The sequence below is a fragment of the Phocaeicola intestinalis genome (genome assembly GCF_014837065.1).
Lineage (GTDB): Bacteria > Bacteroidota > Bacteroidia > Bacteroidales > Bacteroidaceae > Phocaeicola > Phocaeicola intestinalis.
Genome location: NZ_JACSPP010000010.1, coordinates 1 through 18,382 on the forward strand (window position 1 = coordinate 1; position 18,382 = coordinate 18,382).

Sequence of the window (18,382 nt, forward strand, 5' to 3'; positions counted from 1 at the left end):
AGGGCATTGGCGGCTGTCGGGGATACCTTGGGAATTAAACTTAAACATAATGCTGCTTAATTTTGATTAGTTACTTAGGGACAATTGGCTTATATGTAAAACCTGTGTCAGAGTCCCATCAGGGCAGCAAGTCCTTTGTCGACACCCGAAAAACCCATAAATGCCATTGCCAGCAGGCCGGCAGTAATCAGCGCAATAGACATTCCTTGCATTCCTTTCGGGATATTGACCAGACTAAGCTGTTCGCGGATGCCGGCAAAAACTATCAGGGCAAGGGCAAATCCCAAGGCTGTAGAGAAAGCATAGACCACGCCTGTCAGCAGGTCGAAATCTTTTTGGATGACCAGAATGGCTACACCCAGGATGCAACAGTTGGTGGTGATAAGCGGCAGAAACACGCCCAATGCCTGATAGAGTGCCGGTGACACTTTTTTCAAGATGATTTCGACCATCTGTACCAGCGCGGCGATGACAAGGATAAAAGCAATGGTTTGCAGATAAGCTAGTCCGAATGGGTCGAGTACGAATTTCTGGATGACGTAAGTGACGATGGTGGAAAGCGTGAGCACAAAGGCTACGGCAGCTCCCATACCCATTGCTGTTTCTACTTTCTTCGATACACCCAGGAAAGGACAAATTCCGAGGAATTGCGACAACACGATGTTGTTCACAAAGATAGCGGTGATAAATATAAGGATATATTCCATGGTTTGTTGTTTTTTATTTTAGAGTTTAAGAAGTTAATGCCGATGGTCGAGCTGCATCTGCGGAGTATGGGCTCTCTGAACTCTTTAATTATTCTTTTTTAATCTGTTTACAATCGCAATGAGATATCCCAAGGCGATGAAAGCACCCGGAGCCAGAACGAAGACCAGCATGCCATATTGTTCGGGCAGGATGGAAATGCCGAACAGTTTGCCTGTGCCTAAAAATTCACGCACACCGCCTAGTAAGGTAAGTGCAATGGTGAAGCCCAGGCCGATGCCCAGTCCATCGAAAAGAGAGGCTATCGGAGTATGCTTGCAGGCAAAAGCTTCGGCGCGTCCCAGCAGGATACAGTTGACTACGATAAGGGGGATGAACAGTCCCAGTGTGGCGTAGAGTGCGGGTACATAAGCCTGCATCAGCATTTGCAAGATGGTAACGAAGGAAGCAATAACCACGACAAAGATGGGAATGCGTACCATGTCGGGCACAAGGTTTTTGATGCCGGAGATAGCAAAGTTGGAACAGATGAGCACGAACATTGTGGCGAGTCCCATACCCATTCCATTGAGGGCGGATGAGGTTGTTCCCAGCGTAGGACACATGCCTAGCAGGAGCACGAACGTGGGGTTTTCCTTGACGATTCCGTTTATCAGTATCTTAAAATTGTTCATAATGTTCTCCTTTCTTGTTAATGTTGTTGGGAAGCTCCACTGGTGGCATCTACTTGGCCGTTCATATAGGCAGACCAGGCATTGTTTACTGCCTGCAGGAAGGCACGTGAAGTGATGGTGGAAGCGGTAATGGCATCTATTTCGCCTCCATCCTTGCTTACTGTGAGGGATTGGGTGCCGGGGTTTTTACCGGTAATGTCTCCTTTGGCTCCTTTCTTAAACCAGTCGGAGGCTTTCGAACCTAGTCCCGGAGTTTCTGCATGGCTGAGCAGGGAATAGTCGATGATGTTGCCTTCGGTATCGAAACCTACCAGTACGGTGAGGGTACCGCCGAATCCATTTGCCGAAGCTTCTACGGCTGCTCCGATGGGCTTGCCCCCTTGCGTGGCAGGATATATCTTGTAGGTGGTGCCTTCTACTTCTACTGTTTCCGCTTCTTCGGCAGGATTGTTGTCAAATCCCGGTATCACCACGGCTATGGCATCGCTCAGAGCTTTGGCATTGGCCTGGGCAATAGGCTCGGCAGTAGCTGCATTGACCCAGCCCAGCAATCCACCGGCTACAATAGAAAATCCAGTCAGCGACAGGATCATATTTTTCAATGACGATTCCAGTTTTTTCATTTTTTTGCTACCTCCCCATAGCGTTTGGGTTTACAATAAGTGTTGATTAACGGAGTGAATGCATTCATAATCAGGATGGCGAATGACATGCCTTCGGGATATGCTCCGAAGGTGCGGATGACTACCGTAAGGAAACCGATGCACACGCCGTAGACGAGCATTCCTTTATGGCTCATCGGCGAGGTTACGTAATCGGTTGCCATAAAAATGGCTCCCAACATCAATCCTCCGGTGAGCAGATGTTGTACGGGCGAGGCATAGACGGGATTCGCCAGGTGCATCAGTCCCGAAAAAACGAATACGGTAGCAAGGATGGATATCGGTATGTGCCACGAGATGATTTTTTTCCACAACATATAAGCCAGTCCGAGAAGCAGGGCAAGGGCACAGATTTCTCCCAGACATCCAGCTCCTGCCTGACAATTTTCAGGAAAACCTATTAACAGGAGCAGGCTGCTGGGCAGGTCGTTCAATACGGAAGGGTCGCCCGACTTGATGGCTTGCTTCATCAGGGCAAGCGGAGTTGCTCCGGTTTCGGCATCAAGGTAAGCTCCCCATTGTCCGGCTTGAGGCCACGAGGTCATTTGTACGGGGAAAGAGATGAGCAGGAATACACGGCCGATGAGTGCCGGATTGAACGGATTGCACCCTAGTCCGCCAAAAGTCATCTTGCCGATACCGATAGCCACGAGGGCACCGATGATGACAATCCATACAGGCAGGTTGGAAGGTAGATTGAATGCCAGTAAGATGCCGGTGATGGCGGCGGAACCATCCCAAAGGGTGTTTCCATCGCGCTTCAGGATGTATTTTGTGATGGCCCATTCGAAGAAGAGGCAGGCTGCTACCGAAGTGAGCGTGACAATGATAGCCCCTAGTCCGAACACGAAGAACGATACGAGCAAGGCGGGGATGAGCGCTATCAGCACGCCATACATATTGCGTTGGATGCTGTCGCCGCTATGCACGTGAGGCGATAAAGATACGATGAGTTTATTTTCCATTTATATTTTACAATTTATCATTTTCAACTTATAATTCACTTTTTGGTGTTGCGTGCGCGGATGATGGCGCCGACTTTGCCTTTTCCCAACCGGATATTATCGAGTATCGGGCGGTGTGAGGGACAGGTGAACTGGCACGATCCGCATTCGATGCACGACATAATCTGTTCGTGTTCCACGCGGTCCCAATCGCCATGTGCCGAACAGGTGGCAAGCAGGTAAGGTTCCAGTCCCATTGGGCATACACTTACACATTTGGCGCAACGGATACAAGGTTGAGGAGTTGCACGGCGTGCTTCATGTTCGTTCATCAGCAGTACGCCCGAACTTCCTTTGCATATAGGTATGTCGGTGCTCATCAGTGCTTTTCCCATCATCGGACCTCCTCCGATTACCTTGCCGGTATCTTCGGGCATACCTCCGGCTGCTTCTATCAACTGGCTCATCGGAGTGCCCAATCGGGTAAGAAAATTGGAAGGAGTCTTGAGCGACTTACCTGTGACGGTTACAATGCGTTCGAAGAGGGGCTTATGTTTTTGTACTGCTTCGTAGATGGCAAATACCGTGCCTACGTTTTGTACGATGGCACCTACATGGATGGGCAATGCAGGAGGAGCTGGCACTTGCCGGCGGATAACAGCGTCAATCAATTGCTTTTCGCCCCCTTGGGGATATTTTACTTGCAGAGGAATCACTTCGATACCTGCATAAGCCTTGGCTTTTTCGGAAAGCAGGCGGATGGCATCTGGCTTGTTGTTTTCGATGGCGATGTAAGCACGATTTACCTTGGCGGCCTTCATCAGGATGCAGATGCCTACCAATATTTCATCGGGCTTTTCCAGCATCAGCCGGTGGTCGGCGGTCAGATAAGGTTCACATTCCACGCCGTTGATAATGACGCACGTTGCCTTGCATCCTGCCGGAGGGCTGAGCTTGACGTGTGTGGGAAAACAGGCACCGCCCATACCTACGATGCCGGCTTCTTTAATACGTGACACGATTTCCTCGGGGCTGAGGTCGCATGTTTTTAGGAGAGTGGTGCTGCGGTCGATGTCCGGCTCCCATTCATCACCTTCCACATCGATATAGATGGCGGGCTTACGATAGCCGCTGGCATCAATGACGCTATCTATCTTGTTCACCTTGCCAGATACGGACGAGAAGATGGGGGCTGAGACAAATCCTCCTGCTTCTGCTATCCGGGTGCCCACCTTTACCGTATCACCTTTTTTTACGAGGGGGGTAGCAGGTGCGCCGATGTGTTGTGACAAAGGGAACACCGCCTGCCGGGGGAGGGCAAGGGGTTCGATGGCTTTGCCCGCCGACAATTTATTAGCTGCTGGATGTACTCCACCAATTCTGAATGTCTTCACTTTATCTGTTGTTTTTAAGGTTTTACTTCGGGTTGTTCTATTTCGGCTGAAACGGTTTCCCGTTGCTTACGGGGAGGGAAGTTGACCGCCACGATGGCTCCTTGCAGACATTCCATTTCGCACTTGCGGCACGCCTTGCATTTGGCAGGGTCGATGTAGGCAAGGTTGTTTTCGAGTGTAATGGCTTCGAACGGACAAGTTTTCACGCATTTGCCACATCCGATGCAGGCGGCATCGCACACCTTACGGGCAAGGGCACCTTTGTCTTTGTTGACGCATTGCACATACACACGGCGGTTGTTCTTTCCACGTGGGCGGATTTCGATGATGTTTCGTGGGCAGGTTTTCGCACAGGCTCCACACGCGGTACATTTTGTCTCGTCCACTTCGGGCAGTCCAGTCTGAGGATTGATGCGGATGGCCCCGAACTGGCAGGCATTGGCGCAATCACCATAACCCAGGCATCCGAAGAAACATCCCGTTTCTCCACCTCCGGTGGCATTTGCCACTACGCACGAGCGCACACCGTCGTATTGCGTGAGCCGGGGACGATTGTCGCATGTGCCGTTGCATCTTACTACAGCCACTTTAGGCTCGGAGGCTTCTGCCTTCAGCCCCAAGATGGCAGCTACCTTCTCCATCGTGGGTTGTCCACCTACGGGACAGAGTTTCCCTTCGAGCGAGCCTGCCTTGACACATGCTGCGGCAAAGCCCGAACATCCCGGAAATCCGCATCCACCGCAATTTGCCTGTGGAAGCACTTCGGCTACCTGGGCAATTCGTGGATCTTCGTACACGGCAAATTTCTTCGAAGCCACATACAAGACGATGGCAGATACCAGTCCGATGGCTCCCAATGAAACGACCGCAATTAAAATCATATTCATACGTATAAAGTTAGTTTATTTGATTAGACTACATTTTCCAGCCGGAAGATAAACGAACGGTTCAGTCGCTTACGGCATATATATATAATAAGGTAATAAGGAACCAGTGCACCTAGTGCGGCAAGGGCGGAAACCAACTCATTGTGCGTAAGGTGAAGGACGGAAGCAAGTGCCAAGAGTAAAACCAAAAAAGGAAAGACAAAAGCCAGCAGGACGGCTTTCATGCCCATCGCGGTGGTGCCCGAAATCAATACCTTTTGTCCGACGGCACACACCACTCCTTGTGGGTTACACACATCGATTATCTTTTCTTTTGATTCAGGCACGTGGCAATGTTGCTTGACGCTACATGCCGCGCAAGCTGATGTTTGTTCGATTCTCACCTTCAGGCGAGTTCCGTTGATGCTTTCCACAATACCTAGATGTTTAATGTTACTTGGCATATTTGTAATCTGTACTTTGCAATACGAGGCAAAAATACTATAAATTTTCAGTCGCTGGTAACGTTAACGGTGAATTTATCTGCTAAAAAAAGCAAAATCCAACGGATATGTGTCTTTCTCCCTCTGATTGCATCAGAATGCATAGACGATTAGGGGATGACCTCGGTGGATAAGTAGTGCCGGTGTATCTGTATCTCTCCGCCATATGCTGCATCGTTTGTAAGATTATTAATCTTACAGCGTGAAGATTAATAATCTTTCGGCTTGAAGATTAATAATCTTACAAGCAATGCAGTCATGTGGACTGTCTTATTGACAGTATGTCTGTGGCAATAGAAGCCGATGGAATGTTGAGCTATAAAAAGCCTTATTCTTTTATATTGTAATTAAAACAATTTGTTTTGCTTATGATATGTTTGATTGGCAAGGGTTATTCGAGCAGATTGAAAGTACAGCGGCGGGCACTTGATATTTCTTGAAACAAAAACGGCCTGTAGGTGTACACGATGAACGTAGTATCTGTATCTTTGCGAGCAAAGAGATAGATACAAACGACTAAACAGTAGTAAAAAGAAAGCAAACACCAATGAAAGAGGAAACTTTTATCAGAATGGAGAGCAGCGCAGCTACAGACGTACAACAAACGGGATTATACGATGCTGCATACGAGCACGATGCTTGCGGTGTGGGAATGATTGTAGACATTCATGGCAACAAGTCGCACGAACTGGTGGACTCGGCACTGAAAGTGCTGGAGAATATGAAACACCGCGGGGCGGAAGGTGCCGACAACAAGACCGGAGACGGTGCCGGCATCATGGTACAGATTCCTCATGAGTTTATCTTGTTGCAAGGCATACCGGTGCCTGAAAAAGGAAAGTACGGCACAGGGTTGGTCTTCCTGCCCAAGGACGAGCAGGAACAGGCACGCATCCTGAGCATCATGATAGAGGAAATAGAGCGTGAAGGGCTTACCCTGATGCACCTGCGGAGCGTACCGGTCAACTCTTCCATCCTGGGGCAAAGCGCACAGGAGACGGAGCCGGCTATCAAGCAAGTGTTCATCACCGGTGCCACGGACGTGGAAAACCTGGAACGTACCTTGTATATCATACGCAAGAAAATCGAGAAGCGGATACAACACAAAGACTTCTACATAGTGTCATTGTCCAGCAAGAACATTATTTATAAAGGTATGCTCTCGTCGGTGCAAGTACGCGAGTATTTCCAGGACCTGACACAACCTTACTTCACCAGCGGGCTTGCCATCGTGCATTCCCGCTTCAGCACCAACACCTTCCCCACGTGGAGCCTTGCCCAGCCTTTCCGCCTCTTGGCGCATAACGGCGAAATCAATACCATCCGGGGAAACCGTGCATGGATGGAAGCCCGGGAAAGTGTGCTTTCTACGCCTACTCTGGGCAATGTAAAGGATATCCGTCCCATCATCCAGCCGGGCATGAGTGATAGCGCCTCGCTGGACAATGTATTGGAGTTTTTCGTGATGTCGGGCTTGAGCCTGCCTCATGCCATGGCGATGCTGGTGCCCGAATCGTTCAACGACAAGAATCCTATCAGCGAAGACCTGAAGGCATTCTACGAATACCATTCCATCCTGATGGAACCGTGGGACGGACCTGCCGCCCTGCTTTTCAGCGACGGAAGGTATGCCGGAGGTATGTTGGACCGTAACGGCTTGCGTCCGGCACGCTACCTCATTACGAAAAATGACATAATGGTGGTGGCAAGCGAGGCTGGTGTCATCAGCTTTGAGCCGGAGACCATCAAGGAAAAAGGACGCCTCCAGCCGGGAAAGATATTGCTTATCGATACCCAGGAAGGCAAAATCTATTACGACGGGGAATTGAAAGAACAGCTTGCATCGGCACGCCCGTACCGCCAATGGCTTTCTGCCAACCGCATCGAGCTGAACACCCTGAAGAGCGGGCGGAAGGTGGAAAATACCGTGCCCGATTTCGAGCGTAAGCTCCGTGCCTTCGGTTTCACGCGCGAGGACATCGAACGCACGCTGACACCGATGTGCACCAACGGTGCCGAACCTACGGCATCCATGGGAAACGATACCCCGCTGGCGGTGCTGAGCGACATGCCTCAGTTGCTATTCAACTATTTCCGCCAGCAGTTCGCACAAGTGACCAACCCTGCTATCGACCCGATACGCGAGGAACTGGTGATGTCGCTCACCGAATACATCGGGGCGGTGGGCACCAACATCCTCTTGCCCAGCGAAAGCCATTGCAAGATGGTGCGCCTTCCGCATCCCATCCTTACCAATACCGAACTGGACATTCTCTGCAACATCCGCTATAAGGGCTTCAATACCGTGAAGCTTCCTGCGCTCTTCGAAGTCAGCAAAGGGAAGGCAGGATTGCAGGAAGCCCTGACCCAGTTGTGCAAGAAAGCCGAACAATCGGTAGATGATGGCGTAAACTATATCATCCTGTCGGATAGAGGCATCGATACGGAACACGCCGCCATCCCGTCCCTGCTTGCCGTAAGTGCCGTGCACCATCACCTCATCAGCGTGCAGAAACGTGTACAGACCGCGCTGATTGTAGAAAGCGGAGAGGTGCGCGAGGTGATGCATGCCGCCCTGCTTCTGGGATACGGGGCAAGTGCCTTCAATCCGTACATGGCATTTGCGGTATTGGACGAACTGGTGAAACGCAACGAAATCCAAATGAACTATGAAACCGCGGAAAAGAACTACATCAAGGCTATCTGCAAGGGATTGTATAAGGTGATGAGCAAGATGGGCATCAGTACCATCCGTTCGTATCGCGGCGCCAAGATATTCGAAGCCGTTGGGCTGAGTGAAGAATTGCTGAAGGCTTATTTCGGCACCGGAACGTCTTCGGTGGGAGGCATCCGGCTGGAAGAGATAGCCAAAGACTATATCACGTTCCACGACAACGGGTTCATGCCGGATGAAGTAGAGCCTTTATTGCCGCATATCGGACAGTTCTCTTACCGGAAAGACGGAGAGAAACATGCCTGGAACCCTGAAACCATCAGTGCCCTTCAGCTCGCCACACGTACGGGAAGCTATGCCAAGTTCAAGGAATACACCCGCAAGGCGGACGAGAAAGAGCATCCCATTTTCTTGCGCGACTTCTTCTCCTTCAAGCGCAACCCCATTCCGGTAGAAGAAGTGGAGCCGGTAGAGGATATAGTGAAACATTTCGTGACGGGAGCCATGTCGTTCGGCGCCATCAGCAAGGAAGCCCACGAGGCAATGACGCTTGCGATGAACAAGCTGGGCACACGGAGCAATACGGGCGAGGGAGGCGAGGATTCGGACCGCTTTCACGACACGTTCGACGGCATCTCGCTCTGTAGCAAGACCAAGCAGGTGGCATCGGGGCGTTTCGGAGTGACCGCCGAATACCTGGTGAATGCCGAAGAGATACAAATCAAGGTGGCGCAGGGAGCCAAGCCCGGTGAAGGCGGACAGCTTCCGGGCTTCAAGGTGAACGAGGTCATCGCCCGTACGCGCCATTCCATTCCGGGCATCTCATTGATTTCACCTCCGCCCCATCACGATATCTACTCCATCGAGGATTTGGCTCAGCTCATCTTTGACTTGAAGAACGTGAATCCGAAAGCCCAAATCAGCGTGAAACTGGTGGCAGAGAGCGGCATCGGGACCATAGCCGCCGGCGTAGCGAAGGCGAAAGCCGACCTGATTGTGATTTCGGGAGCCGAAGGAGGCACAGGGGCTTCGCCCGCCTCATCAATGCGCTATGCGGGCATCCCGCCCGAAATAGGGTTGAGCGAGACTCAGCAGACACTGGTGCTGAACGGCTTGCGCGGACAGGTACGCCTGCAGACCGACGGACAACTGAAGACCGGACGGGATGTTATCAGCATGGCATTGCTGGGAGCCGAAGAGTTCGGTTTCGGTACGGCGGCACTGATAGTCTTGGGATGTGTAATGATGCGTAAGTGCCATGCCAACACGTGCCCCGTGGGCGTAGCTACCCAGAATCCGGAGTTACGCGACCATTTCCGCGGGAAATACGAATATGTAGTTAATTTCTTCCGCTTCCTGGCACAGGAGGTGCGTGAGTATCTTGCCGAAATGGGCTTCAAGCACCTCGATGACATTGTAGGACGTACCGACCTCATCGAAATCAAGCCCCGCCAAATGGGAAGCAAGGCAGCCCTGCTCGACTTCGGTCGCATCCTGCATCAGGTGAACAACGGGTCGGCACTGCACAATGTCACTACACAAAAGCACGATATAGATAATGTGAAAGACGTAGCGATGCTTGCCGCTGCCCGTGAGGCGTTGGAGAGCAAGAAAGAAGTATCGCTGGAATATGCCATTGCCAATACCGACCGTGCAGTAGGCACGATGCTTTCGGGAGCCGTAGCGTTGAAATACGGTGAGGCAGGCTTGCCCGACCAGACCATCAACGTGAAGTTCAAAGGCTCGGCAGGACAGAGTTTCGGCGCTTTCCTGACCCACGGCATCAGCTTCAAGCTGGAAGGGGAAGCCAACGATTATTTGGGCAAGGGCTTGAGCGGAGGCCACATTTCAGTACAGCCTCCTGTACGGAGCAATTTCGATGCCGAGAAGAATACCATCGTGGGCAATACCCTGCTCTATGGTGCCACAAGCGGCGAAGTGTATATTAACGGACGTGCCGGAGAGCGGTTTGCGGTGCGCAATTCGGGTGCCATAGCCGTAGTAGAAGGCGTGGGCGACCATTGTTGCGAATACATGACCGGCGGTCGGGTGGTCGTATTGGGAGAAACCGGACGTAACTTTGCCGCCGGTATGAGCGGAGGCGTGGCTTACGTGTGGGACAAGAACCATAACTTCGACTATTTCTGCAACATGGAAATGGTGGAACTCTCCTTGCTGGAAGACTCCACCGCCCGTAAGGAACTGCACGAACTGGTACGCCAGCATTACCTCTACACGGGGTCGCAATTGGCACGCACCATGCTCGACAACTGGAGCCGTTACGTAGACGAGTTCATTCAGGTGACACCGATTGAATACAAGAAGGTGCTTGCCGAAGAGCAGATGCGCAAACTCCAGCAAAAGATTGCCGAAGTGCAAAGAGACTACTAAATATAAATTAAGAATGAAGAATTAAGAATGAAGAATGGGTAGATGTCACTCTTCATTCCTCGTTCCTGATTCTTCATTCCTCATTCTTAATTCTTCATTTAATATATTATGGGAAATCCTAAAGCATTCTTAACCATACCCCGTCAGGAAGCCGGCTACCGGCCGATACACGAACGGATTACTGACTTCAGTGAAGTAGAACAGACACTCAATACCAGCGACCGCAAATTGCAAGCCTCGCGCTGTATGGATTGCGGCGTACCCTTCTGCCATTGGGCATGCCCGCTGGGCAACCGTCCGCCCGAATTTCAGGACGCAATGTATAAAGGCAAGTGGGAAGAAGCCTTCCAGATACTGAGCCGCACCAATGACTTTCCGGAGTTTACCGGACGCATCTGCCCCGCCTTGTGCGAGAAGAGCTGCGTGCTGCAACTGAGTATTCATGCGCCGGTCACCATCCGCGAAGATGAAGCCGCCATCATCGAAGCGGCGTTCCGCGAAGGCTACATCAAGCCGAAACACTATCCGCGCAACGGGAAGAAAGTGGCGGTTATCGGATCGGGACCTGCCGGGCTTGCCGCCGCCAACCAGCTGAACAAGAAAGGATATGAAGTAACCGTATTCGAGAAGTTGGAATACATCGGCGGATTGCTCCGCTTCGGCATCCCCAACTTCAAACTGGGAAAGAACATCATCGACCGGCGCATCAGGCTGATGGAAGCAGAAGGGGTGACGTTCAAGCCCAATACCGAAATCGACGTGCAGAAGCTGCCCGAAGGCTTCGACGCTTATTGCGTATGCACCGGCACGCCCCAGGCACGCGACCTCGCCATCCCCGGACGAGACCTGAAAGGCATCCACTTTGCAATGGAGATGCTGGCACAACAAAACCGGGTACTTGCCGGACAGACCTTCACGAAAGAAGAGCGCATCGATGCCCGAGGCAAACACGTGCTGGTGATAGGCGGAGGCGATACCGGAAGTGATTGCATCGGCACAAGCAACCGCCAAGGAGCAGCAAGCGTGACACAAATCGAGATTATGCCCAAGCCGCCCGTAGGAGATAATCCAGCCACGCCTTGGCCCCAATGGCCCGTAGTGCTGAAAACCAGCAGCAGCCACGAAGAAGGATGCACACGCCGCTGGAGTTTGTCGTCCACTAAATTCATCGGGAAAAACGGGCACGTGTGTGGTGTGGAAGTGGAAGAAGTGGAATGGGTGCCTGCGGAAGGCGGAGGACGCCCTGTAATGAAACCCACCGGCAAGAAGGAAGTCATCAAGGCAGACTTGGTATTGCTCGCCATGGGATTCCTGAAGCCGGAAGCTCCCCAGCTTCCCCCGAATGCTTTCCTGGCAGGGGATGCCGCTACCGGCGCCAGCCTCGTAGTGAAATGCATCGCCGGAGGACGGAAAGCCGCCGAAAGCATCGACCGTTTCCTTTCACCTAAAAATTAAGGATGCATTGAAACGCAGATTATTTTAATTTACGATTTGACAATTTACTATCTACTATTGGGCATTAAATCGTACTTCGTAAATCGAAAAATAGTAAATCAAAATAATCTGTGTTAATCTGCGAAAATCTGTGTTTCAACCTCAACCCCCAAAAACTCACAAACTTAAAAACTCACAAACTTATGTGTGGAATAGTCAGCATATTCAATATCAAGGAACAAACCAAACCGCTCCGCGACAAGGCACTTGCCATGGCAAAGAAAATACGTCACCGCGGACCCGACTGGAGCGGAATCTATTGCGGGCGGACCGCTATCCTTGCCCACGAGCGTTTGTCCATTGTCGACCCCCAAAGCGGAAAGCAACCCCTTTTCTCGCCCGACCATAAACAAATACTTGCCGTAAACGGCGAAATCTATAACCACCTGGACATCCGCAAGCGGTATGCGGGCAAGTACCAGTTCCAGACGGGAAGTGATTGCGAGGTGATTCTTGCCCTCTACCGCGACAAGGGCATCCATTTTCTGGACGAACTGAACGGCATTTTCGCCTTCGCCCTCTACGACGAAGAGCAGGACACCTTCCTTATTGCCCGTGACCCCATCGGCGTCATTCCCCTTTACATCGGCTATGATGCCGACGGCAAGGTGTATTGTGCCAGCGAACTGAAGGCACTCGAAGGTTTTTGCGACCGCTACGAACCTTTCCTGCCCGGACACTATTACGATAGCAAGGAGGGAAAGATGACGCGCTGGTACACCCGCGACTGGATGTCGTACGATGCCGTAAAGGATAATCCGGCATCCGTGGAAGAACTGCGTGAGGCACTCGAAGCCGCCGTACGTCGCCAGCTGATGAGCGACGTGCCCTACGGTGTGCTGCTTTCGGGAGGGCTGGACAGCTCGGTCATTTCCGCCGTTGCCAAGAAATACGCTTCCCGCCGCGTGGAAAGCAACGGGAAACAGGAGGCATGGTGGCCTCAGCTGCACTCGTTCGCCGTGGGGCTGAAAGGTGCGCCCGACCTGGCGAAGGCACGCGAGGTGGCAGACCACATCGGCACCGTGCACCACGAAATCAACTACACCATTCAGGAGGGGCTGGACGCCGTGCGCGATGTGATTTATTTCATCGAGACCTACGACGTAACCACCGTGCGCGCCTCTACGCCGATGTATCTTCTGGCACGCGTCATCAAGAGCATGGGCATCAAGATGGTGCTGAGCGGCGAAGGAGCCGATGAAGTGTTCGGCGGATACCTTTACTTCCACAAGGCGCCCGATGCGCGTGCGTTCCACGAAGAAACCCTCCGCAAGCTCTCCAAGCTCTACCTTTACGATTGCCTGCGTGCCAACAAGTCGCTCGCGGCATGGGGCGTGGAAGGGCGCGTGCCTTTCCTCGACAAGGAGTTCCTCGACGTGGCGATGCGGCTCAACCCTGCCGCCAAGATGTGCCCCGGAAAGACCATCGAAAAGAAAATCGTGCGCGAGGCATTTCAGGATATGCTCCCGGAAGGAGTGGCATGGCGCCAGAAAGAGCAGTTCAGCGACGGGGTGGGCTACAGCTGGATAGATACGCTGAAAGCCGTCACTTCGCAAGCCGTAAGCGACGAACAGATGGCACATGCCGCCGAGCGTTTCCCCGTCAACACCCCGATGAACAAGGAAGAGTATTATTACCGCAGCATCTTCGAGGAATATTTCCCCAGCGAGAGTGCCGCCCGAAGCGTGCCCAGCGTGCCCAGCGTGGCTTGCTCCACCGCCGAGGCGCTTGCTTGGGACGAGGCTTTCAAGAACATGAACGAGCCGAGCGGACGCGCCGTAGCAGGGGTGCACGAGGAGGCATACGCCAAAGTTTCACAGGAATTAAGGAGTTAAGAAGTTAAGTCAATACTTTTACTAATGCTTCCACCAACAAAACTATTGGCTTAACTCCTAACGGAGCGTAGCGGAGTGATAACTCCCTTTTAACTCCTGATTGGCATTATTAATTATTAACTATTAACTATTAACTATTAATTAATGAAGATAGAATTTACCAAAATGCAAGGGGCAGGCAACGACTACATCTACGTCAACACCCTGATATATCCCCTGCCGAATCCCGAAGAGCTGGCGGTGGCGTGGAGCCGCCCCCATACGGGCATCGGAAGCGACGGGCTGGTGCTGATAGGCTCGTCCGGCAAGGCGGATTTCAGCATGCGCATCTTCAACGCCGACGGTTCGGAAGCCAAGATGTGCGGCAACGCCAGCCGCTGCATCGGAAAGTATGTGTACGAGTACGGTCTGACCCGTAAGACCGAAGTGACTCTCGACACGCTTTCGGGCATCAAGACCCTCCGCCTGCATGTGGAGGACGGCAAGGTGGACGCCGTGACGGTGGATATGGGCATCCCGGCAGAGATTCATCCCGTCGATTTGGGCGAGGGGTATCCTTATCGCGAAGGCATTGCCGTATCGATGGGCAACCCGCATCTGGTGATTTTCGTGGACGATATGGAGCAGGTGGATTTGCCTCGTGTGGGACCGGTGCTGGAACATCATCCGCTCTTCCCCGACCGTGTGAACGTGGAGTTCGCGCAGGTATTGGCTCCCGGCCGTGTCCGCATGCGTGTATGGGAACGCGGTTCGGGCATCACGATGGCATGCGGCACCGGAGCGTGCGCCACCGCCGTGGCATCGGCATACACCCACCGTTGCCCCGGAGAATCGGACATCATCATGGACGGGGGCACGCTCCGCATCCGCTGGGCAGGCGAAGGCACCCGCCTCTTCATGACCGGCCCCGCCGAGAAAGTATTTGACGGTGTGATAACCGTGTGAATCTGCTTCACCACAGATTACACAGATTTTTATTGAACACAGAACCACAGAAACACAGAAGAATTTATTTTAATAATCTGTGTAATCTGTGGTGAGAAAACTCAAAAACTCAATATGGCACTACTCAACGAACATTTCCTGAAACTGAAGGGGAGCTACCTCTTCTCCGATATAGCGAAAAAAGTAAAGGCTTATCAAGTAACCCATCCGGGCGAACCAATCATCCGCCTGGGCATCGGCGACGTGACCCGTCCCCTGCCGCAGGCATCCATCGAGGCAATGCACCGCGCCGTGGACGAAATGGCATCATCTGCGACCTTCCACGGCTACGGTCCCGAGCAGGGATACGATTTCCTCATCGAAACCATCATCAAGCACGACTTCGCGCCGCGCGGCATCCAGCTCAGCCCCTCCGAAGTATTCATCAGCGACGGGGCGAAGAGCGACACGGGCAATATCGGCGAACTCTTGCGTTGGGATAATAGCATGGGCATCACCGATCCGGTCTATCCTGCCTATATCGACAGCAACGTGATGTGCGGGCGTGCCGGTACGCTGGGCGAAGACGGACGCTGGAGCAACATTACTTACCTGCCCTGCACCGCCGCAAACGGCTTTGTCCCAGCCATCCCCGACCATCGCATCGACCTGCTCTACCTATGCTATCCCAATAACCCTACAGGCACCACGCTCACGCGCGACCAGCTGAAGCAATGGGTCGACTATGCGCTGGCTAACGATACGCTCATCATCTTCGATGCCGCCTACGAGGCTTACATCCACGATGACGATGTTCCCCATTCCATCTACGAAATACGCGGGGCGAAAAAAGTAGCCATCGAGATACGCAGCTTCTCGAAAACCGCCGGCTTTACGGGCGTGCGTTGCGGCTATACCGTGGTGCCCAAGGAAGTGACCGCCGCTACCCTCGATGACGAGCGCGTCCCGCTCAATCCCTTGTGGAACCGGCGCCAGTGCACCAAGTTCAACGGCACCAGCTACATCACCCAGCGTGGTGCCGAGGCGGTCTATTCGCCCGAAGGCAGGGCACAGGTGAAGGAAACCATCGCCTACTATATGGAAAACGCCCGTACGATGCGCGAAGGCCTGACCCGTGCTGGCTACCGGGTGTTCGGAGGCATAAACGCGCCTTATCTGTGGGTGCAGGCTCCCGAAGGAATGACCTCGTGGAAGTTCTTCGACGAGCTGCTTTACCGTGCCCACATCGTCAGCACGCCCGGCGTAGGCTTCGGCCCCAGCGGCGAAGGCTACCTGCGCCTCACCGCCTTCGGCAAGCGCGAGGATTGCGAGGAAGCCATCCGGCGTATCGGCAAGCTCTGATATTTCACCACAGAGGCACACAGAGTTTTTATTTATTGAATATCCGCAAACATCCCATGTAGGGGCATATCGCATACGCCCTGAAGACATCCACGTGGATTAGTTGACGTATTCGGGCGTATGCGATACGCCCCTACAAGGCAATTGGGTGAAATGCGGATATTCAAATTTTATTTTTTTTCTGTGTGCCTCTGTGCCTTTCATTACGCTGGATTACAAATCCAGCGTGACAAAATCTAGCATGACAAATTAAGAATAAACTTAGACCTGATATAAATTATCGGTATTAAGAAAGTTTTGTTATCTGCCTGATACCATAAAAAACATTTACTTCTAATTTTGTGACATGAAATAACAAAAGACCACTCATTATGTTGCAAAAAATCAGACAAGTAATAGCTTTCCTATTCTTTTGCATCGTCACGCTTTTGTTCCTCGACTTTACAGGGACATTGCATGCATGGTTCGGATGGATGGCTAAGATTCAGTTCTTGCCGGCTGTATTGGCACTCAATGTCGGCGTTGTGCTCCTTCTTATAGTGCTTACTTTCGTATGCGGACGCATTTACTGTTCCGTTATCTGCCCGTTGGGAGTCTTTCAAGACATCGTGGCGCGGATAGGACGAGGGAAGAAAAAACTTCCTTATACGTATTCGAAAGCGAAAAACGTGTTGCGTTATAGCGTATTGGTCGTGTTCTTGGCGTTGATGGCAGGCGGACTCACTTCGATTGCCGCACTGGTTGCCCCTTATAGCGCCTACGGAAGAATCGCCAACAACCTGTTTGCTCCCGTTTACCAGTGGGGAAACAACCTGCTGGCCTATTTTGCAGAACGTGCCGACAGCTACGCTTTCTATGAAACCGAGGTGTGGCTGAAGAGCCTTCCGACATTCCTCATCGCCCTGCTTACCTTTATAATAATAGGTGTATTGGCGTGGCGGAACGGACGTACGTATTGCAATACCATCTGTCCTGTAGGGACCGTGTTGGGGGTTATCTCTAAATTTTCGTTGTTCCGAATCGAAATCGATAAAGAGAAATGCAGGAAATGCAACTTGTGCGCACGCCGTTGCAAGGCGGCTTGCATTGATATTCCGAACGCAGCTGTAGACCATAGCCGGTGCGTGACTTGCTTCGACTGCCTGAAGCAATGCAAGCACGATGCCATCCACTATCGTTTTGCCTACGGAAAGAAAGAAGCCGCTCCGTCACAACCTACTTCGCAACCCAAGGATAAGGGACGGCGTGAGGTACTGGCAGGGTCGTTGTTGCTCCTTGCCTCCGCAGCCAAGGCACAGGCTGTAAAGAAAGCCGAAATCGTCAAACTGGACGGCGGGCTTGCTGACATCATCGACAAGCAGGCACCGAAACGCCAGACTCCGATTACTCCTCCGGGTTCGCAAAGCGCACGTAATATGCAGCAACATTGCACCGCTTGCCAGCTTTGCGTATCGGTCTGCCCCAACGAAGTGCTCCGTCCTTCTTCTTCGCTTGACACGTTCATGCAACCTACCGCATCGTACGAACGCGGTTATTGCCGCCCCGAATGCACGAAATGTTCGGAAGTCTGTCCGACGGGTGCCATTCACCTGATAGATAAAGCCGAAAAGTCTGCCATCCAGATAGGCCATGCCGTATGGGTGAAAGAACGCTGCATCCCGCTCACCGACGAACAGGCATGTGGAAACTGTGCACGCCATTGCCCCACAGGAGCTATTCTGATGATTCCTTCCGACCCGTCTGATCCCGAGTCGCTCAAGATTCCGGCGATAGACACCGAGAAGTGCATCGGATGTGGAGCCTGTGAGAACCTGTGTCCGGCACGCCCGCTCAGCGCCATCTACGTAGAAGGCCACGAAGTCCACCGAATCATTTAAGCTGAAACGCAAATTCACGCAGATTTCCGCAGACTATATATCAGACTCATTTTCCTTATAAATCTGCGTTAATCTGC

Annotated in this window: 13 protein-coding genes; 6 read left to right on the forward strand and 7 right to left on the reverse strand. The window is 52.3% G+C overall.

The window, feature by feature from the left end; translation table 11 throughout:
- Positions 1 to 107 precede the first annotated feature (107 nt).
- From rsxA to H9625_RS04980, 7 genes are all read right to left on the reverse strand, one after another.
- Positions 108 to 707 (reverse strand): electron transport complex subunit RsxA, encoded by a 600-nt coding sequence (rsxA, locus tag H9625_RS04950; RefSeq protein WP_022041070.1) that lies wholly within the window; start codon positions 705 to 707, stop codon positions 108 to 110.
- 84 nt (positions 708 to 791) lie between these two features.
- The gene (gene rsxE / locus H9625_RS04955; protein ID WP_022041069.1) at positions 792 to 1,379 is read right to left on the reverse strand and encodes an electron transport complex subunit RsxE; all 588 of its coding nucleotides are present in this window, start codon (positions 1,377 to 1,379) and stop codon (positions 792 to 794) included.
- Positions 1,380 to 1,396: 17 nt separating this feature from the next.
- Entirely contained in the window at positions 1,397 to 2,002 is a 606-nt protein-coding gene (locus tag H9625_RS04960) for an RnfABCDGE type electron transport complex subunit G (protein ID WP_022041068.1), read from the reverse strand.
- Complete coding sequence (locus tag H9625_RS04965) at positions 1,999 to 3,006, reverse strand: RnfABCDGE type electron transport complex subunit D (protein WP_022041067.1); 1,008 nt, start codon at positions 3,004 to 3,006, stop codon at positions 1,999 to 2,001. The genes H9625_RS04960 and H9625_RS04965 overlap by 4 nt, the downstream gene beginning before the upstream one ends.
- Positions 3,007 to 3,041: 35 nt before the next feature.
- On the reverse strand, positions 3,042 to 4,379 hold the full coding sequence (rsxC, locus tag H9625_RS04970; protein WP_191763239.1) for an electron transport complex subunit RsxC: 1,338 nt from the start codon (positions 4,377 to 4,379) through the stop codon (positions 3,042 to 3,044).
- Between the two features lie 14 nt (positions 4,380 to 4,393).
- Positions 4,394 to 5,266, reverse strand: a complete 873-nt coding sequence (locus H9625_RS04975) for a Fe-S cluster domain-containing protein (protein ID WP_191763241.1) — start codon at positions 5,264 to 5,266, stop codon at positions 4,394 to 4,396.
- A gap of 23 nt (positions 5,267 to 5,289) precedes the next feature.
- On the reverse strand, positions 5,290 to 5,709 hold the full coding sequence (locus H9625_RS04980; protein WP_087396225.1) for a SoxR reducing system RseC family protein: 420 nt from the start codon (positions 5,707 to 5,709) through the stop codon (positions 5,290 to 5,292).
- Positions 5,710 to 6,295: 586 nt separating this feature from the next.
- Here H9625_RS04980 and gltB point away from each other — a divergent pair.
- The 6 genes from gltB to H9625_RS05010 all read left to right on the forward strand — a co-directional run bounded on the left by gltB (position 6,296) and on the right by H9625_RS05010 (position 18,305).
- A complete protein-coding gene (gene gltB, locus H9625_RS04985) occupies positions 6,296 to 10,813 on the forward strand; it encodes a glutamate synthase large subunit (protein ID WP_191763243.1) in 4,518 nt (1,505 codons plus the stop codon).
- A gap of 108 nt (positions 10,814 to 10,921) precedes the next feature.
- Entirely contained in the window at positions 10,922 to 12,268 is a 1,347-nt protein-coding gene (locus tag H9625_RS04990; protein WP_191763245.1) for a glutamate synthase subunit beta, read from the forward strand.
- A 182-nt stretch (positions 12,269 to 12,450) separates the two neighbouring features.
- Positions 12,451 to 14,142 (forward strand): asparagine synthase B, encoded by a 1,692-nt coding sequence (gene asnB / locus H9625_RS04995; protein ID WP_191763248.1) that lies wholly within the window; start codon positions 12,451 to 12,453, stop codon positions 14,140 to 14,142.
- A gap of 144 nt (positions 14,143 to 14,286) precedes the next feature.
- Positions 14,287 to 15,087, forward strand: coding sequence for a diaminopimelate epimerase (dapF, locus tag H9625_RS05000; protein WP_191763250.1), 801 nt, complete (start codon positions 14,287 to 14,289; stop codon positions 15,085 to 15,087).
- A gap of 114 nt (positions 15,088 to 15,201) precedes the next feature.
- On the forward strand, positions 15,202 to 16,428 hold the full coding sequence (locus H9625_RS05005) for an LL-diaminopimelate aminotransferase (protein WP_191763252.1): 1,227 nt from the start codon (positions 15,202 to 15,204) through the stop codon (positions 16,426 to 16,428).
- A gap of 371 nt (positions 16,429 to 16,799) precedes the next feature.
- Entirely contained in the window at positions 16,800 to 18,305 is a 1,506-nt protein-coding gene (locus H9625_RS05010; protein WP_191763254.1) for a 4Fe-4S binding protein, read from the forward strand.
- Positions 18,306 to 18,382 lie beyond the last annotated feature (77 nt).